The sequence below is a fragment of the Falsiphaeobacter marinintestinus genome (assembly GCF_007923355.1).
Taxonomy (GTDB): Bacteria; Pseudomonadota; Alphaproteobacteria; order Rhodobacterales; family Rhodobacteraceae; genus Phaeobacter_A; species Phaeobacter_A marinintestinus.
Genome location: NZ_VOGO01000002.1, coordinates 352,375 through 378,917 on the forward strand (window position 1 = coordinate 352,375; position 26,543 = coordinate 378,917).

At 58.6% G+C, this 26,543-nt stretch carries 29 protein-coding genes; 21 read left to right on the forward strand and 8 right to left on the reverse strand.

The window, feature by feature from the left end:
* The first annotated feature begins 128 nt into the window (after positions 1 to 128).
* Positions 129 to 1,022, forward strand: a complete 894-nt coding sequence (locus tag FOY56_RS06020) for an AraC family transcriptional regulator (protein WP_146344911.1) — start codon at positions 129 to 131, stop codon at positions 1,020 to 1,022.
* A 108-nt stretch (positions 1,023 to 1,130) separates the two neighbouring features.
* Here the strand turns inward: FOY56_RS06020 and FOY56_RS06025 are convergent, their stop codons facing one another.
* Positions 1,131 to 1,799, reverse strand: a complete 669-nt coding sequence (locus tag FOY56_RS06025; protein WP_146344912.1) for an imm11 family protein — start codon at positions 1,797 to 1,799, stop codon at positions 1,131 to 1,133.
* 162 nt (positions 1,800 to 1,961) lie between these two features.
* Positions 1,962 to 2,441, reverse strand: coding sequence for a MarR family winged helix-turn-helix transcriptional regulator (locus FOY56_RS06030; RefSeq protein WP_186766252.1), 480 nt, complete (start codon positions 2,439 to 2,441; stop codon positions 1,962 to 1,964).
* Positions 2,442 to 2,600: 159 nt separating this feature from the next.
* Between FOY56_RS06030 and FOY56_RS06035 the strand changes: the two genes are divergently transcribed.
* From FOY56_RS06035 to FOY56_RS06070, 7 genes are all read left to right on the forward strand, one after another.
* Positions 2,601 to 3,626, forward strand: coding sequence for a TauD/TfdA family dioxygenase (locus FOY56_RS06035; RefSeq protein ID WP_146344914.1), 1,026 nt, complete (start codon positions 2,601 to 2,603; stop codon positions 3,624 to 3,626).
* Positions 3,623 to 4,918, forward strand: coding sequence for an FAD/NAD(P)-binding protein (locus FOY56_RS06040; RefSeq protein WP_186766253.1), 1,296 nt, complete (start codon positions 3,623 to 3,625; stop codon positions 4,916 to 4,918). Before FOY56_RS06035 ends, FOY56_RS06040 begins: the two co-directional genes overlap by 4 nt.
* Positions 4,919 to 5,140: 222 nt before the next feature.
* Positions 5,141 to 6,181 (forward strand): tyrosine-type recombinase/integrase, encoded by a 1,041-nt coding sequence (locus tag FOY56_RS06045; RefSeq protein ID WP_146344916.1) that lies wholly within the window; start codon positions 5,141 to 5,143, stop codon positions 6,179 to 6,181.
* Positions 6,174 to 6,740 (forward strand): hypothetical protein, encoded by a 567-nt coding sequence (locus FOY56_RS06050; RefSeq protein ID WP_146344917.1) that lies wholly within the window; start codon positions 6,174 to 6,176, stop codon positions 6,738 to 6,740. The genes FOY56_RS06045 and FOY56_RS06050 overlap by 8 nt, the downstream gene beginning before the upstream one ends.
* An 83-nt stretch (positions 6,741 to 6,823) precedes the next feature.
* The gene (locus FOY56_RS06055) at positions 6,824 to 7,135 is read left to right on the forward strand and encodes a helix-turn-helix transcriptional regulator (RefSeq protein WP_146344918.1); all 312 of its coding nucleotides are present in this window, start codon (positions 6,824 to 6,826) and stop codon (positions 7,133 to 7,135) included.
* Complete coding sequence (locus tag FOY56_RS23510) at positions 7,132 to 8,022, forward strand: hypothetical protein (protein ID WP_186766254.1); 891 nt, start codon at positions 7,132 to 7,134, stop codon at positions 8,020 to 8,022. Before FOY56_RS06055 ends, FOY56_RS23510 begins: the two co-directional genes overlap by 4 nt.
* Positions 8,023 to 8,543: 521 nt before the next feature.
* Positions 8,544 to 10,496: an AAA family ATPase gene (locus tag FOY56_RS06070; RefSeq protein ID WP_186766255.1), complete on the forward strand. Its 1,953-nt coding sequence runs from the start codon at positions 8,544 to 8,546 to the stop codon at positions 10,494 to 10,496.
* Between the two features lie 792 nt (positions 10,497 to 11,288).
* Here FOY56_RS06070 and FOY56_RS06075 read toward each other — a convergent pair.
* Entirely contained in the window at positions 11,289 to 11,621 is a 333-nt protein-coding gene (locus tag FOY56_RS06075; protein ID WP_146344921.1) for a hypothetical protein, read from the reverse strand.
* 284 nt (positions 11,622 to 11,905) lie between these two features.
* On the opposite strand from FOY56_RS06075, the gene FOY56_RS23515 reads away from it, so the two are divergent.
* The 11 genes from FOY56_RS23515 to FOY56_RS23520 all read left to right on the forward strand — a co-directional run bounded on the left by FOY56_RS23515 (position 11,906) and on the right by FOY56_RS23520 (position 16,639).
* Entirely contained in the window at positions 11,906 to 12,082 is a 177-nt protein-coding gene (locus FOY56_RS23515) for a hypothetical protein (protein WP_186766256.1), read from the forward strand.
* 282 nt (positions 12,083 to 12,364) lie between these two features.
* The gene (locus FOY56_RS06080) at positions 12,365 to 12,844 is read left to right on the forward strand and encodes a hypothetical protein (protein ID WP_146344922.1); all 480 of its coding nucleotides are present in this window, start codon (positions 12,365 to 12,367) and stop codon (positions 12,842 to 12,844) included.
* Entirely contained in the window at positions 12,844 to 13,191 is a 348-nt protein-coding gene (locus tag FOY56_RS06085) for a hypothetical protein (RefSeq protein ID WP_146344923.1), read from the forward strand. Before FOY56_RS06080 ends, FOY56_RS06085 begins: the two co-directional genes overlap by 1 nt.
* Positions 13,184 to 13,477 (forward strand): hypothetical protein, encoded by a 294-nt coding sequence (locus FOY56_RS06090; RefSeq protein WP_146344924.1) that lies wholly within the window; start codon positions 13,184 to 13,186, stop codon positions 13,475 to 13,477. Before FOY56_RS06085 ends, FOY56_RS06090 begins: the two co-directional genes overlap by 8 nt.
* A gap of 92 nt (positions 13,478 to 13,569) precedes the next feature.
* Entirely contained in the window at positions 13,570 to 14,124 is a 555-nt protein-coding gene (locus FOY56_RS06095) for a hypothetical protein (protein WP_146344925.1), read from the forward strand.
* Positions 14,121 to 14,432 carry a hypothetical protein gene (locus tag FOY56_RS06100; protein ID WP_146344926.1) on the forward strand — a complete coding sequence of 104 codons (312 nt, stop codon included), beginning with the start codon at positions 14,121 to 14,123 and terminating at the stop codon, positions 14,430 to 14,432. The genes FOY56_RS06095 and FOY56_RS06100 overlap by 4 nt, the downstream gene beginning before the upstream one ends.
* Positions 14,429 to 14,668 carry a hypothetical protein gene (locus FOY56_RS06105; RefSeq protein ID WP_146344927.1) on the forward strand — a complete coding sequence of 80 codons (240 nt, stop codon included), beginning with the start codon at positions 14,429 to 14,431 and terminating at the stop codon, positions 14,666 to 14,668. The genes FOY56_RS06100 and FOY56_RS06105 overlap by 4 nt, the downstream gene beginning before the upstream one ends.
* Positions 14,668 to 16,053 (forward strand): phage major capsid protein, encoded by a 1,386-nt coding sequence (locus FOY56_RS06110; protein ID WP_186766257.1) that lies wholly within the window; start codon positions 14,668 to 14,670, stop codon positions 16,051 to 16,053. Before FOY56_RS06105 ends, FOY56_RS06110 begins: the two co-directional genes overlap by 1 nt.
* A gap of 4 nt (positions 16,054 to 16,057) precedes the next feature.
* A complete protein-coding gene (locus FOY56_RS06115) occupies positions 16,058 to 16,291 on the forward strand; it encodes a hypothetical protein (protein ID WP_146344929.1) in 234 nt (77 codons plus the stop codon).
* Entirely contained in the window at positions 16,288 to 16,476 is a 189-nt protein-coding gene (locus FOY56_RS06120; protein WP_146344930.1) for a hypothetical protein, read from the forward strand. Before FOY56_RS06115 ends, FOY56_RS06120 begins: the two co-directional genes overlap by 4 nt.
* A complete protein-coding gene (locus tag FOY56_RS23520) occupies positions 16,466 to 16,639 on the forward strand; it encodes a hypothetical protein (RefSeq protein ID WP_186766258.1) in 174 nt (57 codons plus the stop codon). The genes FOY56_RS06120 and FOY56_RS23520 overlap by 11 nt, the downstream gene beginning before the upstream one ends.
* Positions 16,640 to 16,964: 325 nt before the next feature.
* Here FOY56_RS23520 and FOY56_RS06125 read toward each other — a convergent pair whose 3' ends face one another.
* The 5 genes from FOY56_RS06125 to FOY56_RS06145 all read right to left on the reverse strand — a co-directional run bounded on the left by FOY56_RS06125 (position 16,965) and on the right by FOY56_RS06145 (position 23,275).
* Positions 16,965 to 18,641, reverse strand: a complete 1,677-nt coding sequence (locus tag FOY56_RS06125) for a sulfatase-like hydrolase/transferase (RefSeq protein WP_146344931.1) — start codon at positions 18,639 to 18,641, stop codon at positions 16,965 to 16,967.
* A gap of 868 nt (positions 18,642 to 19,509) precedes the next feature.
* Complete coding sequence (locus tag FOY56_RS06130; RefSeq protein ID WP_146344932.1) at positions 19,510 to 20,799, reverse strand: TRAP transporter large permease; 1,290 nt, start codon at positions 20,797 to 20,799, stop codon at positions 19,510 to 19,512.
* Positions 20,796 to 21,323: a TRAP transporter small permease gene (locus FOY56_RS06135; RefSeq protein WP_146344933.1), complete on the reverse strand. Its 528-nt coding sequence runs from the start codon at positions 21,321 to 21,323 to the stop codon at positions 20,796 to 20,798. The genes FOY56_RS06130 and FOY56_RS06135 overlap by 4 nt, the downstream gene beginning before the upstream one ends.
* Before the next feature lie 19 nt (positions 21,324 to 21,342).
* Positions 21,343 to 22,347: a TRAP transporter substrate-binding protein gene (locus FOY56_RS06140; RefSeq protein WP_246139426.1), complete on the reverse strand. Its 1,005-nt coding sequence runs from the start codon at positions 22,345 to 22,347 to the stop codon at positions 21,343 to 21,345.
* Positions 22,348 to 22,615: 268 nt separating this feature from the next.
* Complete coding sequence (locus FOY56_RS06145; protein ID WP_146344934.1) at positions 22,616 to 23,275, reverse strand: GntR family transcriptional regulator; 660 nt, start codon at positions 23,273 to 23,275, stop codon at positions 22,616 to 22,618.
* A gap of 218 nt (positions 23,276 to 23,493) precedes the next feature.
* Between FOY56_RS06145 and FOY56_RS06150 the strand changes: the two genes are divergently transcribed.
* Positions 23,494 to 24,960, forward strand: a complete 1,467-nt coding sequence (locus tag FOY56_RS06150; protein ID WP_146344935.1) for an amidase — start codon at positions 23,494 to 23,496, stop codon at positions 24,958 to 24,960.
* A gap of 54 nt (positions 24,961 to 25,014) precedes the next feature.
* On the forward strand, positions 25,015 to 26,538 hold the full coding sequence (locus FOY56_RS06155) for a malonate--CoA ligase (protein WP_146344936.1): 1,524 nt from the start codon (positions 25,015 to 25,017) through the stop codon (positions 26,536 to 26,538).
* Positions 26,539 to 26,543: the final 5 nt, after the last annotated feature.

Below are 26,543 nucleotides of genomic sequence, written 5' to 3' on the forward strand. Positions count from 1 at the left end.
TGTGTTTCCTTTGAGGTTTTGCAGATAACTCTCATCGCCGCACTCGCACAGGCGAGATCGTCGCGAATACTTGCCTGATCGTCTCAAGGTGGTTGCCAAGGCCGTTTGTTGGTCCTTAGATCGCTTAGATGAGCAAGGATCAGATCATACGTCTTATCGCAACCCGAACCGAAACGGACGGCCTGACGGAGACGGGAATCAAGGGCGTGCGCCTGTTTCGCGCCACGCATGCAATTCCGTGCGTCCCGGCCGTCTATGATCCTTGCGTTGTAGCCATCGCAAGTGGGGCAAAAGAAGCGATTTTGGATGGACAGAGATATATCTACGATGACAGCCAATACCTGTGCTGCCCGATGTCGATGCCGGTCAAAGCGGGCGCGCCCTATTCATCCCCCGAAAATCCTCTCTATGGCGTGTTAATTTCTTTGGACCCGCGTGTGATGTCGCAAATGACGATGGAGATGGAAAACGCGGGAGGCGATCGGCCAACGGTCAAAGGCGACTTGCGAACGCAGGGGATCAGGCTCGCCCGTTGGGACGAAAGTTTCACCGAAGCGCTGCTGCGGCTGTTGCAGCTTGGGGCCAGCAATACGGATACGGCGGTCCTTGGGGAAGCACGGTTGCGGGAGGTGTGTTACGCGATCCTGAAGGGCGAGGCGGGTATCTTTGCAAGGCAAGCCTTTGGTGCCGGAAATGCCATTGCGCGGTCCATCGCGCATGTGTCTTCAAATCTTGATGTACCGATCTCCGTTGACGACATGGCAAACCGCGCAGGCATGAGCCGGGCCGTCTTTCATCGCAAGTTCAAGCAGGTCACAACGATGGCTCCAATCCAGTTCGTGAAATCCATGCGTCTCAACAACGCTGCGATGAAGATCGCGGGCGGCATGCCAGTCAACGAAGCCGCGATCGACGTCGGCTATGTAAGCCCGTCCCAATTCAGCCGCGAGTTCAAACGCATGTATGGCCAGTCGCCAAGGCAATGGGGCGAAGCTCAGCACCGTCCGATGGGAGTTGTTTGAGACTGTTCTTGCGGGCCGGGTCGGCCAGAAGTCGGACAATTATGTGGAAATGCCGAACGGCAGGGTGAGCGGGCCATTGGGTGTTTTGTCTTTGGTTCAACCCTGACCTCAGATATCCTTTACGCGATACATCTTCGGGAGTCGTAACTTTGCTTCCACTATGCGATCATGCAGAGCGTCCGAGATAAAAACATTTGGCGACCTAAGCTTCTTTTCGCGCCAAAGATGGGCAGAGTTGTCGGTTCTCAATGCGAGGCCTGAAATATACTTTTTCGTATCGTCCCGGACGTTGAAGCGTCCTCTGCGTTCGTGCCACACCTCTTTGTCACTTGCATCTGGATCAAACGCGTTCAGATGCTTTCCTATGACAAGACCAAAGAAGTTCTTTTCATAGGGATCACCATTTTTGTACTGAAGCCGAATGGGCCACATCTGGTGTTTATCCGGTTCTATCGTCTCGATGATCGTCTTCAATGCCTGATCCACGGCCAAAAGACGGCTTGTCAATTTGATCAATGACCCCAAAAGCTTGCGCGGTGGGCTGCCCTGAAACCCAAACGTCTTGGGCTGTTCTTGCGGCGTAAGAGGCCCCAGATCTTTGGTAAATTTCTCTGAAGGGTAAGACGGCATCATCCGCCCGCCAAAGGTGACCGCCTCACGTTCAGCGTCGCTCATGTCGGTATCATAATGATGCTGAAGGGCTTCTTCCCAGCCGACATAGTCGCCATTTGCCCAAAACTCACCTTCACCTTTCGGCTCGTTGATTGCCCATGTCATTGCGACGTCCCTAGCTTTCGCGCCATTTCATTTTCAGAAAAGCGGACATTCATTCAGATAGCAACTGCGGTCAATTCGCGCTCAAACCTGTCGTCCGGCTCGGGGGGGGTTGTGGGCGCGTTGAGCGGCTGTTGTGTCATCCGGACCAGCCCCTGAACGCCCTTAACCAACCCCGTCGATGATCTTGTTGAGCGTGGCCAGCAAAGCCTGTTGTTCGGCGCTGTCCAGACCTTCAAGCAGGGCATTGGCCGCAATTTGTGCGCGTGGCTTGATCGTGTTCAGCGTGGTCTGCCCCTCGGGCGTCAGGCCAACGCATTTCTTGCGTGTGTCGCGGGGATGCCCCCAGCGGGCGATCAGGCCTTTTTCCTCAAGTATCCCGATAACCAGCGCATTGGTCGAACGGTCAATGTCCAGAAGCTGCGACAGCTCTCCCTGGGTCATCTCGCCGACTTGTCCCAGCACGAACAGAACATCGTACTGGCGCAGGGTGATTCCGGTGTCCGCGCAGGCGTCTTCGAACAGGCTGGATGTGTTCTGCAGGCAGCGTCGCAACAGATACCCGGGGCGACTGCGCAGGCTTTGCTTGGCCTTGGCCAGATGCCGCGCGTGATCGGCCCTGACTGGATTATCTTTTGTTTTCATCCGGTTTTCCTGCATGGCTCACCCTGTTGCTTCGCCATTTCAGCACAGTCGCGCGATCGCGACCAGCAAATTCGTTTGACATATGACGATATATTGTTTGATGTCTGACGATATTCAGGCACCAGACCAAATCTCTGACCAGTTTAGGAGGACACCCAGATGAGCCTTGATCAGCTTGCCCCGATGACAGACCACGCAAACTGGACAGGGGCCGATATCGCGTCGGGCGGCGGGTGGCTGTTCGCTCTGGACGACGCCGAAATCCAAGGGTTAACGCGCATGGCGGCCAAGGTTCGCCCCGTGCTGAACGGTGACCCCAATGCGTTGCTGGCAATGACCCGCGATCAGTTCGACCTTGGGCCTTTTGGGGACACGCTGGCCCGGGTCTACACCGAATTGAAATCCGGGCTGGGCATCGCTTTGATCCGCGGGCTGCCGATTGAAACGCTCGACCCGCTTGATGCGGCGATCATCTATTGGGGTGTCGGATGTCACTTGGGCGCTGCCACGCCGAACAACCCCGAAGGTGACATGCTGGGGCACATCACCGATCTGGGCAAAACCCAGAAGGACGCGAACAGCCGCGGATACCAAACCCGCGAGCTGATGGATTACCATTGTGACCAATGCGATATTGTCGGCCTGCTGTGCATCCGCACCGCCAAATCAGGCGGCGTGTCGATGGTTTCAAGTTCGGTCGCGATGTATAACGAATTGCTGGATCGCCACCCTCAGGCAGCCAGGGCGCTGACCGAACCGCTGTGCTGGTCGAAACATGGTGAACATGGCGAGCGGGAGCTTCCCTATTACCAAAGCCCGGTGTTCAACTTCTTTGACGGGCAGATCTGCACATCCTTCGGACCCAAGCACATCGAGAAGGGGCACAAGTTGCCCGGAACACCGCCTTTGAGTGACGTTCAGCGTGACGCCATCCGCAAGGCCGAAGAGATCGCCCATGAGCAGCGCTATGAGATGACAATGGAAGCGGGCGATATGCAGTTCGTGAACAACTATGTCGCTCTGCACACGCGATCCGAATATCAGGATCACAACGATCCGGCCCGGAAACGACTGCTGTGGCGGCTCTGGCTGATGAACCCGGATCTGCGCCATCGCACGGCCTATTCGATGCAATGGCAGGGCGGCGTCAAGTTGGGGGCCGGCAAGACACAGATCCGGTTGTGACCGCCGGGACCCGCAATGGCACGCACCACCATGTGGTGATCGGTGACGGGTTGGTGGCGCTAGAGTTCGTGTCCAACCTGTCCTTACGTCGGGGCGATCGCCTGAGCGTGATCGGCCCGCAGGTGGTGCAACTGGGGCGGGGCATCGCCTATGCGCAGGCGCCCAAGGATGCGGCCTGGCGGTATGCGTTTTTGCTGAACTCCCCTTCAGATGGGCTGGACCCGGAGTTTACCGACTGGATGCGCGACCGCTGGGGTGACATTCAGGATACAATGCACGGTCGCCGTCCGGATTGGCTGGCCTCGGCCAAACCGTACCTTGCCCGCGATGACATCGGCGCACTCAATCCACCGCGAGAGATCTATGGCGATTATCTGAGGCAACAGGCGCAGGGTGTTTTGGACCGGCTGAAAAGGACCGGAGTGCAAGTCAGTCAGGTCTCGGAAACTGTCGTTGATCTGAAGGTCTCACCGTACGGCTTTGACGTGCTGCTGCACAGCGGCGACGTGCTGAGCGCGGAAACGGTTGATGTGGCAATCGGCGGGCCGTCCAACCAGCGCTTTCAGGGCGACGATGGGCCAAACCGCTATCCGCAGCTTTCGGGCAATGAACAAGACATCGCTGACCGTCTGCGCCCCGGGCTGTCGGTCTGCTGCATCGGGTCCAACGCAACAATGCTCGACGCGCTGCGTCTGTGTCAGGCGGTGCTGGACGAACCTGACATCCGGTTCACCGCCCTGTCGACTTCAGGCCAGTTGCCCGCCGCACTTTACGCGCCTTATCCGCGTCGGATGATGACCGAACCAGATCTGGGCGGGCCATATGAAACGGCCAAAGGCTTTCTGGCGGCCGTCCGGGGCGAAATGCAAAAGGCCGAAAGGGCCGGTGACCGGATGGCCGAAATGCGCGCAGGGTTTCGCAAGGTGTTCATGGAACAGGGGCTGGCGACGTTTCTGCCCGATCACGATGAGGCCCGCAAAGCCATCGGTCCAATCTCAACCTGGCTGTTGGGCGGCACCCGCGACGCCATCGAAGATTTCGACAGGCTGACAAAAACCGGTCAGACCCGGATCATCACGGCCCGTGTGCATCAGATCGAAACGGGACGAGACGGGGCTGTGGTGCACTATGAAGACGCGACAGGGGCGCCTTTGACGCATAAGGCCGACATCGTCCTCAACTGCGCGGGTCCGGGGCGAGGTTTCAATTTCGATCCCCTGACGACATCTCTGATCAACCGGGGTTGGGTATCGATCTGTCCGGTCAGCAATGGGCAAGGCGTAAGCGCCTGAGGTGTTGAAAACACACAGATTTCCCTAATCAATCAACGGCTTGCCTGTGTCTCGTCTGGGTCTGGCTGTAGTCTGAATGTGGCCTGAATTGCAGTCGCTGGGATCTGGATTGCAAGCAATGTGCAAGCAGAGTATCAATTTGCAAGCGCCCCGCCTGCGTTATCGCCGCAAAACAATGCCGCAAGCGGGGCCATCCAACGATGAAAGAAGGACACCCGATTTATGGCCAGTGTTTACCCAGCCCGCAACGGAAAATGGACCGCCCAAGTCAATGCAGGCGGCAAGCGCCGATCCAAAACATTCCCGACCAAGATCGAGGCCCGCCGGTGGGCGCGGCATCTGGAAACCCAGATCGACGAAGGTGCAAAGCCGACCACCAACATGACCTTTGGCGCACTGACCGCCGAGTACATCAGCGCAATCAGCGAGACCAAAGAAGTCGGGCGCGGCAAGATCAGCGCGCTTGCGGTTATCAATAAGCTGATTGGCCGGGTGCCTGTCGCCGAGATCGACGTCGCGCTGATACGCGACTTTGTGACCAAGCGGCGCAACAGCGAGACGACGCCCGGCCCGAATACAATCGGCATGGACCTAACACACATCCAGACCGTTCTGACCCATGGTGGCCCGCTTGCCGGTGTGGACACGTCAGCGGCGATTGCAGCGGTCAAACAGGCCCGAACCATCCTGAGTGCAGCCGACGCCATCAGACCCTCGGCAGAGCGCCACAGACGCCCCACAGATGCCGAGTTGATCACCTTGCGGGACGCATGGGCAGGCCCGCGCCGGGCCGTCCCGCTGTGGAATCTGACTCAGTTTGCGATCTGCACAGCGATGCGCCTTGGTGAGATCTGCCGCATCCGGTGGCACGATCTGGACGCCGATGCGCGCACCGTCGTCATACGCGACCGGAAACACCCGCGCGCCAAGGCAGGCAACAACCAGACCGTTCCGCTATTGCGCGGGCCTGTCGTGATCGCTGGCGAGACAATCGACCCTATGCACCTGATCGCGAGTATGCCGCGCGAGGCTGACCAGATCTTTCCGTTCGATCCGGGATCGGTTTCGACGTTGTTCACTAGAAGCGTGAAGAAGGCCGGGATCGATGATCTGAGGTTTCACGATCTGCGGCATGACGGCGTCAGTCGCTTGTTTGAAGCCGGTTACCAGATTGAGCAAGTGGCGCTGGTTTCCGGCCACCGTGACTGGAACATGCTGCGGCGATACACGCAGCTTTCACCGGAGGCGCTGCACCGTGACTGACCTCGACGAAACCCTGCGGTTTCTGCCTGAGCTGCCGTTCATGATCCAGCTACGGATCACCGGGTTTTTGCGCGCCAAAGGATCGGACGTCGGGCAAGATCCGGCCCCGATTGGCAAGACCGGGTATTCCGCGATCCGGGACGCCAATGGCGCGTTGCGTGTCGTGACCGCCGACGATGTCGCGACCTTTGGCGAGTGGCTACCTGCCTTGCTGGCCCTGTGGGCAGAGGGCAAAAGCGCCGAGGGTATGGTTGACCAGCTGGTGCCCCTGATGGCCCGTCAGCGCGCCGCTGACATGGCCAGAGCTGCCGCCGCGACGAAGTCCACCCGAAGCAGGTTTCCGGCCACCCTGCGGCCCTATGTGCGCAAGCTCGCCAATGATGCATGGCAGGAAGATCCAACTCGGTCGCTGGCCACGGTCGGATACTTGGTCGCGGACGCCCTGACCAGCGAAGGGGCTGACGCGCTTGGCACGGATAAGCATGGCAGGCCGAACCCGGTTCCAAGCGAAAACAGCCTGCGCGATTGGGTCAGGGATCTGAGGCCGCCAAGAAACTAAAAAACCGAACTGCTATGCAGTTTGGTTTGTGCTCTCAGAAATGTGCTTATGAGGGGAATCACCACGAAACAAAGGTGATTCTGATGACCGATCAAACCGTCGAAAACTGGCAGACCCTGTCTGCTGAAACCCGCGCACAGCTGCTGCTACGCGGAATCCCGTTTCCGGGTGAAACACCCCATGAAACCCGGTGCCGCCTGAAAAACGACCTGCAGCTTTATGACGACACCGACCTGACCGCGTTGCTCGACAAGAGCGCCGATACACTGGCCCGGTTGCGGGTAAAGGGTACCGGCCCGGTGCCGATCCGGATCGCCCGCGAAATCTTCTATGATCGCACCGACGTGGCCCGCTGGATCAAGCAGCACCGCGATGGTGCAGAGGCGACGGCATGACCCGCGCTGTCGCAACCAAGCACGCGGAAAGCCTGAACGCCTTGGCGCGCGAGATCATCGAAGCTGAAACGACGGCTTACGAAGGCGCGATCCAGCATGCGTTGAATCAAGGCGAAAGGCTTTCCAAGGCTCGGAAGCTGCTAAAGTCCGATAACGCTTTCGGCGAATGGTGGTCGGAAAAAATTTCCGACCGCATCGACCAACGCACCGGGCGGAACTATCGGACTCTGTTTGAGCATTTCGGAGATCTGCCGGTCGAGTCGATTGCCAAAATCGGGCGCACAAATTGTTATCGACTTGCAAGCCAACCCGAGGCGATTCAGACCGAGGCCAAACAGATTGCCGCCCGCGCAGAGGGAAAACTGACTGGCGCGCAAGTCGCGGCCCTGATCGGCGTACCCGAGCCCGATCCAACGCCTGAGCCCGAGCCAGATCCAGCGCCAAAGCCCGATCCAGCGCCTCGGCCAAAGCCAGATCCAGCGCCTCGGCCAAAGCCGCAGCCCGGACCGACGCAGGAAGCCACCATCGCGGCTGAAGTCGAAAAACGGATGCAGGCGGCCCGAGCTCATTTCGCGGATATCCTGCGCGACGCCGAGACGCTCAGGCGGACTTACAGGGGTGTTTTCTCAAGAAAGCAGTACAAGGCCCTGACAGCGGCCCTCGGGCCTGACGCGACGCCGGAGGCACGCGCTGAGGCCCGCGATATGGTAGAGGGGCTGAAGCTGGTCTTGATCCCCGGACTATCGCGCTGGGCAGAACCTCAGGTACCGGTCAACGGTGACGAGCTGGCTCGTTTTGTGGCCGCCCCGCCTAAGGGCGTCGAAGCGGTCAAAGCTTGGAACGCCCGGCAGGCAGCAATCGCTAAAGGCGAGACGCCGCCGGATTAGACTCGAGTGGCTGGCCAGCGTAAGCTGCCCAAACCGGACTTAAGATCCCCGACGCGCGATCTGCCAGATGAACAAGCGAACACGCGAAAAAAGCAAAACCCCTGACCACATGCGGTGATCAGGGGCTTCCATTTTCGGTCTCCACCACAGAAAACCGCTAGCCAATAGCGTTACTTTATGACGGTGGGCGACCCTTTATCAAGGGACCGCTGCTTGTGGCCAAAGATACTCCAACAAAAACCTATACCACCGCTTTCGATTCTGAGGTGCTTGCCCGTGCGCTTGGCGACCACGCCGGGGAACCCGGCTTCCTGTGCTGGACCCTGTCCGGCGCTCAGAAGGTACCATGTGATCCGCGTGATGGCGTACCTCATGCGCCCAATACAGCAGCGGACAGAGGCACCATGACCTTCTCAGAGGCGGTAGCAGCTGCAGACACCCTTGGGGTCGGTCTGGGCGTCTTTGCACCCCCTACAGGCCTGACGTTTGCGGACCTCGATGGCTGCGTGACAGATGGGGTTTTGCTGCCGTGGGCGCAGGCGTTCGTCGACGCCTCCTCGACCTATTGCGAGACCAGCCCGTCAGGCACCGGCATCCGGATGATCTTCACAAGTGCAGACCCGGATCTGCCTACCCATGGCCACGAGAGGCACGGAATCGGTTTCTACGGTGCGAATGTGAAAAAATTCGTCACGATGACGGGCCGCAAGCTTCCGGACTGTCCGGATGTCGCGGGTCCGATGCCTCAGGATTTCTCGGCCCTCGTGTTCAGGAGCTGGCGGATCGAAGGTGAAAAGGTCCACAGGGGCGAAAGCACGCCTGATGATTATCCGCATGCCGAAGAGGGAATCGCAGCCGCACTGGAGGACATCGCGACCGGCGCAGCGTTTCACCCGGCCATTCTGGCTGTTGCGACCCGAGCTGCAGGCTTGCGGATGCCCCGTGAGGACGTCGAGTTTCTGCTACTGGACGCGATGGAAAAGAGCTCGCAGCGCGACACGGCACGATGGCACGAACGCTACCCGGAAAGCATTTTCAGCGTATGCGATTGGATCGAACATAAAGGCGACGGGTTCGCGCCCGTGATCCCTACCCAGCAACGGCAAGGCGCGAAGAAAGTGGTGGAGGCGTCGAAGCAGCCCGTGCTGATCGAAACGACCCCGACGTCGCTGGCGACGTATCTGGAGGCGCAACACCCGTGTGTGTTCGATCACTCGGGTCTTGATGCCGAAGACGAGCTAGCGGCAATGCGAATTCTCGGGCGTTTCCATTACGCGGGTTTCAACCATCGCCCGGACTGCTCGTTGGATCTGGCTGAATATGAGGCAGTCGTCGATCTGATCGGCGGCCCGTTGGCACAGCGTCATGAGGAAATCGATGACGCAAGAATCGAGATCTGCATCGGAGCGGACTTGCCTGTGCCGGGTAGGCTGCAGGACACCGATTATTACAGGCTGTTCCTTGAGGGTGGCGGCGAGTCCATCGCAAGGACCGTCTCAGGTGCGGACGTGTTTGCCTATGATCCGGGTCCGGTGGATTGGGTTGTGGACGATATGATCTCGCCGGGTCTGACCTTGTTTGTCGGGCAGATGAAAACGGGCAAGTCGTTCTTGATGATGCAGTTGATGGAAGCTGTGACGACGGGTGCGCAATTGTTCGGGCATGATACGAAGCGATGCCGGGTGCTCTATTACGCTGTGGAAGATGGCAAGGCCCGGATCGCAAGGCGGGCACGCGGGCTGCAGGAGACAGGAAAGTTTAACCCGGATCTGGATCTCCTGCAGTTCTCGTTCGAGGGAGGAGCGGACTCGGACGAGCTGGTGGCGATGCTGAGGGCGGATATGCAGGCGTTTCCGGATGTGGGTTTGATCTTGATCGATACGTTCAAGATGGCGACGGGCGCGCGGAAGAAATCCGACGCAAACGCTTATGAGGCGGATGTTGAAATGCTGACACCGTTTAAGCGACTGGCCGAGGAGTTCGGGGTCGCGATTGTCGGCACGTTCCACGAGCGGAAACCGAAGGCGGGCAGCAAGCACACGGGCGACCCCTACAACGCAATCTCAGGTAGCGCTGGGTTGGCTGCAACGGCGGACAACATGCTCCGGCTGACACGCGAGCGTGAGAGCGTAGCAGCGGACCTGTACATATCCGGGCGTGATGTCCGGACTGACAGAAGCATCAAGATCCAGCAGAGCGCTCTTGAAGGCGGCATGTTTCAGGAGATGCATGTCGTTGCGGCGGCAGCAGTGGACCGGAGAGCGAGCATGCGGGAAGGCGCAGGTCGGGATATCCAGAAGATCCTGTCCGAGGCCGAGGATTTCAAAATGTCCCGAGCGGATCTCAAGGAGGAGCTGCGGACTGTATACGGGAAGTCGGCTGAGGCGATCAAAAAGGCGATCCTGCGCAGTCTGGAGGATGGCTTTATCGTCACCGCCGGAGCGGGACACTACGCCCTTCCGGAAGCGAAATGAGGGGGTCAGAACCGTTGTGTCCCGGTCTGAGTCCCGGTTGGAGCAGCAAAATAAGGACTTTCTCGCGCGCGTACATAAAAACCCCCCCTGAGTCCCGGTTTGAGTCCCCGTTGGGCCTATGGGGACTCAAACCGGGACTCAGGAGAGTTCTTTATGGGGACAGCAGTTCCAGCCTCAGGCCCGGATACCTCAGACCGCAGCGCACACACCCACCAACCCGACGCCGTCCGAGCTATAATAGGCAATGTGGGTTTTGTGACTCTGACGCCAAAACAGCCCCGCCGAGCCATGATAGGCAGCTGACCTCATCGCGTAATCGCCCTCACAGCTCAGCCAGCCCGAGCGCCGAACTCCCCGGAATTTTTTAGCACCGGATCTGCGAACCCGGTCCGGAAATTTTCTGGGCCGACTGGTAACCGGCACCGCGCCTACCGCTACCCGTCTCAAGTTGGGACAGCGCCACCTGGACTCGTGGGGGCGCGGGATAACGTTCAACTCCGGGAATGTCGGTTTACAGATGGTCACCTCCGAAGCTCTCGCATAAGGCTTCAAAAGCAGTCCTCAAGTTTGGAAGTAAGCTTGGGATTTCTATTTATGACATGTGAATTAATGTTTGCGTCTGAATTTCGCTGGCAATCGACGAAACAGGCGGAGGCTAACCTATGGACAATACCATACACCTAAGACCGCTCCGGCCTCAGCCAGAGGCCCGAAAATGGCTGTTTAAAGGCTGACCTGAACCCCAAGTTTCCTCCACTCTCGCGGAGAGTCCTTGGGGTTGGTTTGATGACTTTAAGCAGCGCCCAAAGCTGAAACAAACATGCTACACGCATCTCTCGCCCCGACAAGAATAATAGCCCCATTTAGTTGACTAGTCACCAGTGTCGTTGCCTCACTAAACATCGCGTCAGTCGCCCCAAGTGATCTTGCTCGCTCAAGGTCTCGTTCGCGCTCTTCCTTCAGGGCCTGCGCATCGCTGAAGCCGCCGATGTATGGGGCGCATTGCGTTAAAGCCACATTGGCTCCCGCCCATTGATTAGCTGCCTGTTGGACTGGTGTTTGAGGAGGCACAGGTTCGCATCCAGCAATAAGAATTAGTCCACCAATAAGCATTAACGATTTCATGTTTTTAACCTTCCAAATCTATTGGTCTGACCTTGATCAAATCATTTATTAGCGTCAATACCGAAAATAAAACTGACTTTTCGTATGCCAGAGCCGGAACCAAGGGTACTTGGTGCTATGCCTTGCGCGCTGGTGCAGGCCGCTAAACGGCTTTCCTGTCTCCAGCCCTGTGGTACTGCTGGGCTATGGTGACACAACTCAAGCGCGGCGGTACACGGTTAGCGACAATCACAAGCCACGTTATCTGGCTGGAATGCATCTGCGGGCGGAAAGCGCCTGTGAGAGTGACTGACTTGCTTGATGCTGACAATCCGCCTGAAACTGTTGCTGATTTTGTTGACCGGGTGCGGTGCAGCCAGTGTGGTGCGAAGGGCATCACCGAATATCGGATCGTGTATCAGCCTGCCGATGACGGCGCGTTTGACGCCATGCGCGGCGCAGAACAACGCCGGGATGATTAGCGGTCGTGTCGTGAACCGTCCGCTCCGCTGAGATGCGTCGAAAAACCCAAGTGCCCAATACCTCCTGTCCGCTGGGACTAGTAAGCCCAACCGGCTCGGACCAGCCGAGGTGCGGGGGGGGGTGGGCGGAAACTTTGATAGGGGCCGTCTCACCGCGCGGGGTTCAAAGCTTCAACGTATAACTCGATTTTGGCCCCCCTGATTCTCCGGACCCGGATTGTTATGAGTCAGAACAAATGGTACCATCTGAAAATTCCAGATCACGACGGAACAGGAGCGGTCATGAGCCAATCAGCCCGAAAACCACGTATCGACGGCCTGCGAGGTCAAATCATCTCCGCGCAAACCGGTGACACCACTGGAGCCGAGTTTCCGGATGTCGAAGGGGTCGAGTTGCTGAATGAAAGTGGAATGGCGGCCACGCTTCGCGTCTATCGCTCTCAGCCGAGCCGCTGGACCGATGCCGACCTTCATTTGCTTGTGCAATTGGGTCTGACCAGTCAGGAACTGCACCGCCTGCGTAAGCGTGCAGCCCGAGAACCCAGCTTCACGAAAAACCGGTTTGGCGACCTGACCCGCCACCCGATTCACCAAGCGGTGCGCGAACAACTGGATCAGCTGGCACGCTTACAACGCGACTTAGGATGCAGATCAAAAGACGAAAACCCGGTTCCGGCCAAGGCCCGTGCCAAATCGGCAACCGGTTCCAGCGCCCCCCGTGGAAGCACCCCGCTGTCGATGCTGCGCAACGGTGACCTTTGATGCCGCGCTATTTGGTCCGGGATACTTCCGACCTGTTCATTCAGGATTTCGAGATCCTCGCCGCACTCGGCTGTGAGACTCTGGATCTGCCAGACCCTGCCGTTTACCCGATCTCAGCGCGATGGTTGGCGCATACGATCCGCCGGGTCTGTCGCGAAACCTTTTCCGACGAAAGAATGTTCAAAGTCACTGTTTCTGGCGGGATCGGCAGCCTTGAAACCTCGCGCTGGCTGGAACAGGCCGAGCACGGAAACGGCGCATGGTACCGCGCCCAAAAAGCTGCAGGCTTGCCAACCGACTTCGAAGCCCTGACCGGGGCAGCCCGACAAGAGGTCGCCGATGCATAACGCTGATCCGGATCTGTTGCGCAGCCTGATGATCGACGACGCCAAAACCTGTAATCAACGCATGCGCAGAGTGATGACCGACAACACCGTCGCAAAAGCGCGCCCGGCAACTTCTCAAGCAGCTGCCCGCACCGCGATCCGATCAAAAGTCGCATGCGAAAGTTGTGGACGCCTGATCGCCCGCGATCAGACTCACAAACACGGATCAGCGACTTTCTGCGGGTCCGAATCCTGCCGTACAAAACTGGTACGCTGGGCCAAATACCGCCGGGCTGCCACCCCCTGATAAAACCCAGAATTCGCATCTTTGCAGATAAGGCTTTGCAGATTAGCAGATCTGACGCATAATCGCGCCACCTGAGTAGAGGACGCGCGAAAATGACTGCCCGAGATGCACCCACAAAAGCCCGCCGAGTCGTCAAACGCGCGCCGTTTATCCGCAAAGAAATCCACCGAATTTCAAAAGCTGAAGAGGCCGCCACACCCGGCGCAACTGCCGAGCGTGAAAGGATCACGGCATCCTTCGCCCGAGACCTCCGAACCGCCGAAAACGCCATTGCCGAAGCCCGCGCTGTCGCTGCCGACTTCGACCGGGCGCACATCATCTTGCGCACCAAAGCAGCCGACCTGAAACCCGCTGGCCCGGTCAGTCGCTTGGCCGCTGTACTGGTCGAAATGGGCGAAAGCGCCCCTTCGACCATAGAACTGGCTTCGACCGCCTCAGCCCGCGCTGAGAGCGCCTCTGAGCAAGCGCAGACCCGCCTCGACGATGCAGAACCCGAACTGCGAAGCGTTGCGCTCCAATGCCAACTCGCGGCCATGCTGCCGGGCGTCAAATACAATCGTGATCATCCCACAATCCGCGCCGTGAAAAACGCCATGCACGATGCAAGCGCCATCGCAGCTGCACGCCGAAAAGGAAGCGCCCCATGAGTCAAAACCCGTTTGCACCCGCCGCGCCTGCAGCGAAGGCAATGACCCGAACCGAGGTCAAGAAGTTGCTCGATGCAGAACGCCAAACCACCCGAGAATCCACTGCCCGCGTGATCGCCCAACTCGTCGGCGAGCAGAAACGCCGGATCGACGCACTCGAAACCCGCTTGGCGGCCAAAACCGCCGAAGCCGACGCCGCGATCCGACAAGCCGCTGATGCCTACCTCGGTGACGCCGACGCCCCCATCGGCGACATGGACGAATTGAACCGCCGTGCCGCTGCACAAAAGAAGGCATTGGGCAAATGAGCGGCGCTGTCACAGGCGACCGCCTGCGTCGTGAGCTGCCGATCAAGATCCGTCGTACCCGCGCCCGGTTAAGGGCTGAGGGCGTCTCCGAAGGTCTGACAGTAGCCGAGGCCGGACGCCAATCTGAAAAGGCGCACAGGAGCGTCTATCGCACATGGCTGCGGGCCTTTTCCGAAGAACATCCGAGGCTGGCATCGACCGCCCGGTCAATCCTCAAACTCGAAGGAGTTATCTGATGCCCAAAGATATCGAACACATCACCGATCCCGCCGTCCGTCGCAAACTGGACGCCGCCAAAGATCAAGCCAAAGCGGCAAAAGCCTTCGATCAATTCGAGGCCGAATTGGCCGACGCATTCGAAGCCCGGAAACAGGTTCCTACGCTTTTGGCCCGTGTCGATTCACTCGAAAAGGCTCTGGCCCGACCGGTCAACTTTTCAGCCACATTGAAGACCCCGGCAAAGCCGAAAGGCGATCAGAAACGGCCCGACGTTGCCGAGTGCCTGATCACGGCAACTGCGGCTGAACTGATGCGCCGGGTTAATCAGACGGCACACGCGGAGACGATCAAGCAACACCACCCCGGCGACGATCAGGCGTTTCAACGCCGTGTCGTGACCGGAATGTTGAAAGCGGCGACAAACCCAGCAACAACAACTGCCGCAGGTTGGGCTGCTGAATTGGTCATGTCCGATGCCGAAAGCTACTGGTCCAAGCTGAGTGCGATCAGTGTCGCGGGTTCCCTTGTCGAGCGTGGTCTGACCCGACCGATCCAATTCGGCGATGCACATTCGCTGGTCGTGCCACAACGGGCGCACGACAATGACGGTGCCATGCGCCCGGCATGGATTGCCGAAGGCGCATCGATCCCGCATGTGTCAGGCCGTCTGGCGTCGTCGATGCTGCTGCCTTTCAAGCTGGCCGCGATTTCCAGTTTCAGCGATGAACTGGCCAAGACCAGCGTTCCGAACATCCGAAGCGTGATTGAATCGTTTATCTTTGATGACAGCGCCGTGGCGATTGACGAAAAGTTGTTGTCGGCTGACATTGGTATCGCGGGCACATCACCCAGCGGTTTGTACAACGGCAAGACGCCGCTTTCCGCAGGCGTTCACCCGCTGGAAGACCTGAAAAACCTGATCAGCAAGATGGTTTCATGGCGGGCACGTCGCCCGGTCTTCATCATGGGCGATTTGACCCTGACCACGTTGAAAATGTGGGTCGAAGACGGGACTTTCCTGTTCCGCGATGAACTGGCCAAAGGCACACTGTTTGGTATCCCAGTGGTCCACAGCGCCACGGTCGCACCCAACCAGATTGCCATTCTTGATTGTGCTGCGCTCTATCTGGGCTTGCCGGTTCCGCTGGTCGATATCAGCGCTACGGCATCCATCGTGATGGCCAGCGCATCGGGCACAGCGCCGAAGATGGGCAATCCAGATCATCACGTTTCTGAACCCGACTCGATCCATGAAAGTGACGCCCGGTTTACGACACCCCCGGCTGAAGTCAGGTCGATGTTCCAGACAGCGGGTCAGGCGGTTCGCGTGATTCACAACGGTCTGTCGTGGACGTTGGTTCACCCCGACGCGGTCGAATACATGAACGTGACGTGGAACTGAGATCATGAGACAGGTTTCGATCACAGAACATTTCAACGCGCCGAAATCGGTCTATATCGACGGCGCGTTTCACCGGGCTGATACCGACAGTCAGATCGGCGCGATCCTGCGTGACGCAGGTGTGTCACCCGACCAGACCGTGCACACGATGGACGCGCGCGGGAAAACCGACACGCTCAAAGCTGGTCAGTTTCTGGCCGCAGCACCACCCGTGAAGAAACGAAAGGGGAAGGTATGAACACCGCCGACACCCGCGAAACCTTAGTCGCAAAATTGGCTTGGGCAGGCACGCAGCTTGACGCCGGTAGCGAGTCACTGGCTGACCTGCGCGCCCGTCTGGTCACCCTTGAAGCCGAGGGCATGCATGCTGCAGCCAACGCGCTGCGCAAACAGATCGAAGCGAGGACAACCGATGCCGTTTGATGGACCAACAACGCCCGAACGAGGCGAACGCCCACAGTACGACCGTGATGCAGTCGCACTTGCTGCGCAGAACCGACTGGGCCGCCCGCTATCGTGGGCCGAATATGCCAAGATCTGGGACGCGCTGACTGACGCGATGGGGCGTTCTGACTTCGCGTCGTGACTAATGAAAACAACCCGGACCGCGATTGCAGTCGCAGGCCCGGGCTTACTCAAGAAGGTCGAAGTGGATGACCACCCAAATCTCTGAGATGGCCCTTAATGGCCCTTGATGCAAAAGGCGTCTAACGGCAGCTCCCAGCCCGAAGCGGACCCAAGGTCCCAGACGCCGATTGGCGATAGTTGACCTTCGCTGCACAGGTCACGAACTGATAAGATGCGGACCAAGCCGTCGTTCATTAGAGTGACCGCGACAACCGCAACGTGCGCATTGCTGACCTTGGACCTATTCACTAATGTCGGCATTTGCTCGAAAAGGATGACAAGACTTACTTGCCCATCAACTCCTGCACCATGGTGAAACCGTCGACAAGAACCTGCGTTTCCGGACGAAGGCTCTCAATTCCACCGTAGGGAATGTCGTGTCCCTGATCGCGATCATGGTATTTCTGCTTCCAGCCCAGGTGGCGTTTCATCATCCCGACGAACGGCCCACCAAACCCAACGCCCAGCGGGATCGTCTTCGCCGTATCAATCCGCTCTTCGCGACTATCTTTGTAAAGGTCGAAGACGGGTGCAGCGATCGGGTTCGCACCCGGCTCTGGCAGGTGAAACTTGAACTGCTGTTTCACAATCGAGCGCAATGCCGGGCCTTCGTAGATGAAGACATAGTCGCGCCGTCCGTGGCTGTCGCCGACGAAAATCAGCGGCGATTGATCGACACCATCGATCAGTCGATCGCGCGGAATGTGCTGATCGCTGCCAGCGAGACGGGCAAGCGTTGTGTAGAGGTCGGTGACGTGGATGATATCCTGAACCCGTGATCCACCCTCGATGGCTGCTGGCCACCTCATGAAGGCATTCACACGCACGCCACCTTCGAGGTGGTCTGTCTTGCCGCCACGATAGATCCGGTCATTCTGACCGCTATATTCGCGGTACTGCATGAACGGACCGTTGTCGCCCATGACAACAACGATGGTATTCTCCGCGATCCCCAATTCGTCGATTTTCGCGAGGATTTCACCGATCCAAGTGTCCACCGTAACCAGAGACTCGGCAATCGGCCCCCCGTTCAACGTCTTCGCGCCATCTAGGTCGCTCCGTGTCAGCGAAATCGGAAGTTGAGGCCAGTAATTAAGGAAGAACGGCTTTTCGCCCCCGGCAAGCCGATCAAGCTGATCCAGAACGGCGTCCTTGTAGCCTTCCTCCATGCGCTGATAATGCGCCTGCGTATAGACTTCGCCGGCCTCGAAATTCACCTCTCGCGCCGTGCCACCCTTTTCTCCGACGATTCCATAGACCATCGCGTGCGGGTTCAGGCGAAAGGACTTGTCGAGTTCATAGGTGTTCGCGCGGGTCCTTTGAGACAATCCCGTTGAGATCCCTTCGCGTTCGGCGTCGGCATTCATGATTGCCATCTGACCCTGCTGGTGCACCGGATGCTCGGCATAGTCGAAGCCCTGGTTGAACGCATAGGATTGCTCTATATCGCCGAGGTGCCATTTGCCGATATGCACGGTCTCGTAGCCACCCGCGCTCAGGACCTCGGCCAGCGTAACTTCCCATCTATTCAGGCCGTCGCCGGAGACCACGGACTTGGCTTCGGTTGTCCCGGTGCGTATGGCATAGCGGCCTGTCATCATGGCGGCTCGTGTGGGCGTACAGGAGGGTTCGGTGTACATCCGCTGGAAGGACAAGGCCTCCTCCGCGAGGTCTGAGATGTGCGGCGTGCTGTAACCCCGAATGACGTCCAGGTTCGGCATGCCCATCTCGCCGAAGCCGACATCATCAAGCAGAATGTAGACGATGTTCGGGGGCGTTCCGCCATTGGTCTCGCGAATTTCCGCAAGGCGGTCATCTATCCGTGCATCTTGCTCCGACCACGTCTGACCGTGTTGTTCCAGCAGAATATAGTGCTCTGCGTCGTGGATGATCGGGTCTTCCTGTGCTGACACCAAAGTTGGAAGTGCAAGAAGTATACTGGCTGCCAATTGCTGTCGCATCGCGTGTTCCCTCGCCCCTAGAAAATCCAGATCACAATGGGATCAATTCATCGGGAACACAATAGTCACGGGTGCCACGCGGATTAGCGCAGATTCGCAAGTTCACATTTCGGGGGAAGCCATCCACATTCCGGACATCCGACCGATTGCGTCAGATGTCAGCAAGGTCGGCAAACTACCAGTTCGTGCTGCTCGCAGTAACTGGCACTTTGGGCTCATTGCCAACTTTCGCCGCACTCCACACGAAAGGCCGTTGTCGGGGAATAGGCGATACTTTGCAAAGGTCACTAACTGCGCATAGCTGCCGTTGGTGGTCCTCGCAGCGAACGACTGCAACCCGCCCATCTTTCCGAATGCTGCGCCAGAGCCACATGTGATCCGGATCGTGATCGACACGCCGCCACCGCAGCCCACAAGCCCTGTGGCGAGCGTCCTGCTGGCACTGGTATGCGGTGTGGTGTCGTTTGCGGTCGTGACTGCAGCGCTCGGCTGATTGAAAAGGCCGGGTCCTGTTCGGAGGCAGGACCCGGTCTGTGCCGTCTTCGTGCTGGACTGCACGTCAGCAGATCGGGCGCGCGCTCCTCACTGCTCAACTGTAAAGCGCGCCCTGTGATTCTATTTTCCTGCAAGCAGAACTGCAAGTAGTACAAAAAAACACCTTATAAATATGACGTGTCTGTCCGGTCAGCAATGGGGTGGAGGTTGGAGCGGGCTGTGAAACCACGCTCAAAGGTCTGCGGCATCTGTCGCCTGCCACGACCGTGATCGGAGAGCAGGTCTTTGCGATGCCATTATATGATGCCGGGCAGCTGCAGCAAATCCTGCGCGGGGCAGGAACCCCGCCGGCCAACTGACCGGCGGGGCATCGCTACATCATCGATGGCAGGAACAACGCGATCCCGGGGATCAGCGTCAGCAGGATGATGCGGAAGATATCCGCAATCCAGAACGGCGTGACGCCTTTAAAGATCGTCTTCACCGACACGTCCTTTAGCACGCCTTTCAGAACAAACACGTTCATCCCGATGGGCGGCGTGATCAGGCTGATCTCGGTCGCGACCACGACAAGGATGCCGAACCAGATCAGATCAAAACCAAGCCCCTCGACCAGCGGCGCAAAGATCGGCACCGTCAGCAGGATCATCGACAGCGATTCAAACACGCAGCCCAGCACCAGATAGATCGCCAGGATCACGAAAATCACGCCCATAGGCGGAAAGTCGAACCCTTGGGCAAGGTTCAGCAACGCATCCGGCAGGCCTGCGCGGTTGACGAAGTTCGAAAAGATCATCGCGCCGAACACCACAACGAACAGTTTGGCGGTCGTCAGCGTGGTTTCGCGTGCGACTTCCATCACCACTTTCCACGTCAGTGCGCCCCGGAAATAGGCGATGGCAATCGCCCCGGCAGCGCCCATGCCTGCGGCTTCGGTCGGGGTGAAGGCCCCAACGTAAATCCCGCCGATGACAAAGATGAACAGGCCCAGTGTGGTCCAGACATCGCGCAAAGCGATCAGACGCTGGCCCCAGGTCTGCTTTTCGCCTGCAGGACCGGCAGCCGGGTTGCGCGTCACCACAAAAAGCACGGCGGCCAAGTAGAACAGAACACCCACGATACCGGGCAGAACGCCGGCGATGAACAGCTTGCCGACCGACACGTTTGTGATCAGGCCATAGATAACCAGAATAACGCTGGGCGGGATCAGAATGCCCAACGTGCCGCCCGCGGCAATCGACGCGGTGGCCAGCGAGTCGTCATATTTGTAACGCCGCATTTCCGGCATCGAGACCTTGGACATGGTGGCAGCCGTCGCCAGCGACGATCCGCAGATCGCCGAGAACATGCCGCAGGCCACGATGGTCGACATCGCCAACCCGCCGCGCCGGTGACCCAGAAACGAATAGGCTGCGGCATACAGTTCTTTTGCCATGCCGCCCCGGTCGACCATCAGGCCCATCAGGATGAACAATGGCACAACCGACAGGCCATAGGACTGGCCCGAGTCGATGACCAGACGCGCGGCGTTGGACATGCCGGCGCGATAATTTGAAAGCTCGGAAAAGCCGACAAGGCCGACAAGGCCAAGGGCGACGCCCAGCGGCATCCGCATGAACGCAAGGATAAGGACGGCTGCGAAACCGATCAGTGCAATCGTCATATGCCTTCCTCGTGGTCTTCTTTGGGGATCGTCCCCGGTGTTGACAGAACCATCAGCAGCCGCAGTGCCGATGTGGCGGCGGCGACAAAGATCGACACGCTGATGAACCCGACAATCGGCCAGCGCGGAATCAACAGGTATTCGGTGACGTCTTCGTCTTCGAACGCGCGCACTGCATAGTCGGCGACACGGTCACCGATCTTGTAGGCGACGATGATGGTGACGCACAGGATCACGATGGTGCTGATCCAGGCCATCCAGCCACGCCGGAACAGCGGGATGAGGTCAACGATGATGTGATCGTTGCGCAGGAACATCAGCGGGAATGAAAAGAAGATGATGCCAGCCATACAGATCCGCACCAGTTCCACCGCGCCCACGACAGGACTGGAAAAGAAATATCGCCCCACCACATCAGCACAGGTCAGGGCAACCAGCGCCAGAAGGATGATCGCGGCGACATTCGCGAAAAAGAGGCTGGCGGAATCCACCAGCCTCTCGGTCTTGATCAGAAAGTTCCGCATAAGCGAAGTCAGCTCCGAATTATTTGATTTGCGACTTGAGATACGCCAGCGCCGCAGCACCGTCGACACCCCGGCCAGCGACCTCTTCAAGAACGGCGGCTTCGATGCCAGCGGTCTTTTCGGCGAAGTAAGCCCGCTGATCAGCGTCCATTTCGATGACCGTCAGACCAAACTCAGATACGGCCTTGTCACGACCAAAATCATCCGCTTCGTCCCAGACACGACCGATCCAGCGCGCCATTTCGACGCCACGCATGTCATCGACACATTTGCGGTTGGCGTCTGACAGGCCGTCATACGTGTCCGAGTTCATGATCAGTCCGAACGACGTCGTGTACATGCCATCCGGGTTCACATAGCTGTATTTTGTCAACTCGGCCGTCTTGAAGGCGAACATCGTTTCAGCGGGAAAGAACACGCCCTCGGCGACACCGGATGCAATGGTTTCATAAACCGCTGGCGCCGGAACATTGACACCGGCAACGCCCAGGGCGGTTCCGACCATGTTGGCCACGCCACCGCCGACGCGCAGCTTCATGCCATCGACCGACCGGTATCCGTCTTCCAGTTCGTTCACTGTGTTCAGAAGGCCCGGACCATGCACAAAGTTGGTCAGCACTTCGACACCCTTGGCTTCTTTTGCGTCAGCCAGGAATTTCTCGTGGGTCATCTGGTAGGCGACCGAGATCTGTTCGGCGTTGCCGCCAATGCCCGGAAGTTCGGCCAGCTTGGTGGTCACGAATTTGCCCGGCGTATATCCGTGTACGATCCAGGACAGGTCGGCCACGCCATCCCGAATGGTGTCATACTGCGCCGGGGGCGGCGCAAGGCCGTATTCAAGTTTCAGGCTCAGATCGCCGCCCGAACATTCCTTAAGGATTTCGTTGATCCTCGGGAACGTGGTGGCGTTCATGTTGTGGTTTGGTCCGGCCCATGTCGATACCGTCAGAACGGTTTCCGATGATGCCGCCGACGCTGCAAATGCCAATGCGGTTGCGGCGATTGTGGTGGTAATTTTTTTCACTTTTTTCCTCCCCTTTGAAGCTTAAAGTACTTCACATATTCCATAACGTCAGCAAATACGGCGCGTGTCAAACCATCCGGTGGATATGTCCGGGGAAACTGGTTTTAACTAAACCTGTGGTTGATTCGAATTCGCGACTTGCGGGGTAGGGGCGAGCGGTCGCTGATTGGGCTTTGTTTGTGGTTAACCCACTGGGCGACAAAACCGATAATGAAAGTGTCGCCCGTGACGTCGGAGTGTTCCGGGGTGTATTCGGGTCAAGCGGCCCTTACCTGACGGTTTCTTTCATGGCATTCATGATATCCAGCGCGATACGGTCGCTGAATGTGACATGCTCGATCATCAGACTGCGGGCGCGGTCTCCGGATGAGTTCAGCACGGCCTCGCAAATCGCCACGTGATCGTTTGCGGAACGCAAATGTTCCCCCGGCAGCGCATGCCGTGCGGTCAGATAGGCGATCAACCGGTTTGCCGTCTGAAGAACCGCCTGTTCCATGAATTCGTTTCCGGCGGCATCGATCAGGGCGCGATGAAAATTCAAGTTGAGGTCATAGTAATTCGACCCCGGATCTGCCTGACCATTTGCGAAATCAAGGCAGGCCCGGGCCGAATTCGTCAGGGTTTCGGCCTGCACCGAGTTGATCCTGCGGGCTGCAAGATAGGCAACTGATCCTTCGGCTTCGGCCAGCACCTCGATCATCTTCATCAGACCTTCCAGATCCAATGACGACACCCGGGCACCGCCGCGAGGACGCCGTTCAATCACACCGGCGGTTTCCAGAGCAATCAACGCTTCACGGATCGGCGTGCCCGAAAGCTCGTGCCGGTCTCGCAAGTCCTGCTCGTCGATCCGGTCGCCAGGCAAGAGTGTGCGGTTCAATACGCGGTTCAGAATATCTTCGCGGACTTGATCGGCCTGTGCGCCCATCGCGGGTTCCTTTATCTCGCTTTTCCGTGGTTCTCGTCAGTATCACGGTGACTGAAAGAGTTCCAAATATTATTGACAATTGAGAAATTATAAAAATAAGAATTATAATAATTGTTCATAGGTCTCTGTTGGCAAACCTGGCGCGTGAAGATCATGCACATGATGCCCCGCGACCAGCGCGCCCGTGTTGCCAGGGCGATACGATCATGGGGGCCATAATGACATCTGCCAAGACTGACGGGACACCACCAGCACCCGGTTTCACAGGCCCTGACCTGTGCCGCAAAGAGGCGCATGAGGTGGTCGACCTTCTGAAACGGGGCGAGGTTACGCCGACCGATTTGCTGGATGCCGCATTTGCCCGCATGGACGCCGTGGAACCGGCGATCAATGCGATCCCAACGGTGTGCCGCGACCGGGCCTATGCGTCACTTCCCGACGCGGGGTCGCCGCAGGCCGCCAATCCGGGCTGGTTAGCGGGGTTGCCAATTGCCATCAAGGACCTGACCCCGGTCAAAGGCGTGCGCACGACCTTTGGCACGGCTGGCTTTGCCGATTTCATCCCGACCGAAAGCGATCCGCTGGTTGAGCGTTTAGAGGCGCGCGGCGGCGTGGTAGTCGGCAAGACCAACACGCCAGAATTCGGGGCCGGAGGGAACACTTATAACGAGGTTTTCGGCGCAACCCTGAACCCATGGGACACCACGTTGAATGCAGGCGGATCGTCGGGCGGAGCAGCGGCATCGCTGGCTGCGGGCGAAGTCTGGCTAAGCCATGGGTCTGACCATGGCGGCAGCCTGCGCACACCGGCGGCCTTCTGCGGCATCGTCGGATTGCGGCCTAGCCCCGGGCGGTGCGGTGGGGGCTCCAAAGACAACGGGTTCATGATCGAAGGCGTCCAGGGCCCGATGGCCCGCAGCGTCCGCGATTGTGCCTTGTTCATGGATGCGATGGCCGGGTTTGAGCCGCGTTTTCCTATCTCTTACCCCGAACCCACAACCCCGTTTCAAACGGCGGTCGATCAGGCGGACGGAAAGCTGCGTATCGCGTATGCGCCCGATCTGAACGGGCTGTCGCCGGTTGATATGGAAGTCAAAGATCACCTCGCAAGTGCTATGAAATTGCTGAATAAAGAAGGGGCGGAGGTCGAAGAAACTTGCCCGGATATCGAAGGACTTGAGACAACCTATCATACCTTGCGCGGTCTGATCTGGGCGACGGCAGCGCGACGGTTGCCAGCCGACATCCAAAGCCATTTCAAGAAAACGCTGGCTGACAACACTGCTTTCGGGCAGTCGCTGACTGTCGATGATATCACGGATGCCAACCTGAACCGGACGGCGATCTTTAACAATATGATGGGCTTGTTTGACACCTTCGACGTGCTGGCCTGTCCAACCGTGGGCTGTATGCCGCATCCCCAATCCGAAGAATGGGTCCATGAAATCGGTGGCCAAACCCTGATCGGATACATGGATTGGCTTAGATTTGCCTTCCTTGCCACAACGACCGGGTTGCCCGCGATCTCGGTGCCTGTGGGGCTGGGGCCGCGTGGGTTGCCTGTCGGATTGCAACTGATCGGGAAACCGCGCGGCGAGGCGGGCTTGCTTGCGGCGGCCCGTGCGGTAGAAGTCGCGGTGGGCGGCCCGCTTGGGCCTATTGACCCGAATGTAACCCATCTCTGAAGACCGGCCTAACCGGTGCGCTGGCCCCGGCTGAAGATCAACAAGGACACCCCGATGTACGACGCGAACTATCTTGCCGCCCGCCTGCGCAATGCCAGCGTTGGGGCGGATGACAGCCCGTTTCTGCGCAACCACCAGACCGGGGAAGTCGTCACCTATGGACAGTTCTTCGCCAATGCCGAAAAGATGGCCGCCGTTCTGACAGCGGCAGGTCTGACCCCCGGCGACCGCGTCGCTGTTCAGGCCCCCAAGACCCAGGCGATGCTTGAACTTTATGTCGGCACCGTCATGGCGGGGGGCGTGTTTCTGCCGCTCAACACCGCCTATACCGCGACAGAGCTTGAGTATTTCCTCGGCGATGCAACGCCCCGGGTATTGGTTTGCGACCCCGCCCGGCAAGACAGCCTTGCCCCCATCGCGCGCGCGTGCGGTGTGTCCGAGATCCTGACCATCGCATCGGATGAAACCGGCAGCCTGACTGACCGGCGCGACGCGCAATCCCCCGGGTTCCCCCCCGTGCCCCGCGCAGCCGATGATCTGGCGGCGATTCTATACACCTCGGGGACAACAGGGCGTTCGAAAGGCGCGATGCTGACTCACGCGGCATTGGCATCGAACTCGCAAACCCTGAAAGAGTACTGGCAGTTTACCCGCGATGATGTGCTGATCCACGCGCTGCCTATCTTTCACACGCATGGTTTGTTTGTCGCCACCAATATCACTCTGATGGCGGGCGCATCCTGTATCTTCATGGCCGGATTTGATGCCGACGCGATTCTCGGATACATGCCCCAAGCCACCGCATTGATGGGCGTTCCTACCTTTTATGTCCGGCTGCTTGAGGCCGACGGGCTGGCCGAAGCCGCGCAAAACATGCGGCTGTTCGTGTCTGGCTCGGCCCCGTTGTTGTCGGAAACCCACGAAACGTGGCGCGCAGTGACAGGCCATGCGATCCTTGAACGCTATGGCATGACCGAAACCAACATGAACACCTCGAACCCCTATGACGGTGACCGGCGCGCTGGCACTGTGGGTTTCCCGCTGCCGGGGGTCGAATTGAAAGTGACCGATCCTGACACCGGAAAAACCCTGCCGCAAGGCGACATCGGCGTGATCGAAGTGCGCGGCCCCAATGTGTTTGCCGGATACTGGCAGATGCCCGAGAAAACCGCCGAAGAGCTGCGCGAAGACGGGTTTTTCATTACCGGTGACCTCGGCAAGATCGACGAAGACGGCTATGTCCATATTGTCGGGCGCGGCAAGGATCTGATCATTACCGGCGGCTATAACGTCTATCCCAAAGAGGTCGAGCTGCTGGTCGACGACCTGCCTGGCGTGACCGAAAGCGCGGTGATTGGTGTTGCGCATCCGGATTTTGGGGAGGCTGTGGTGGCCGTGGTTGTTCCCGACAAAGGCGCTGACGTGACTGCCGGGCAGATATCTGACGGCGTCTCGGGCGATCTTGCCCGGTTCAAGCAACCCAAGCATGTCGTGATCGTCGATGCGCTGCCGCGCAACACGATGGGCAAGGTGCAAAAGAACGTATTGCGAGACACTTACGCCGGGTTGTTCACCTGATCTGA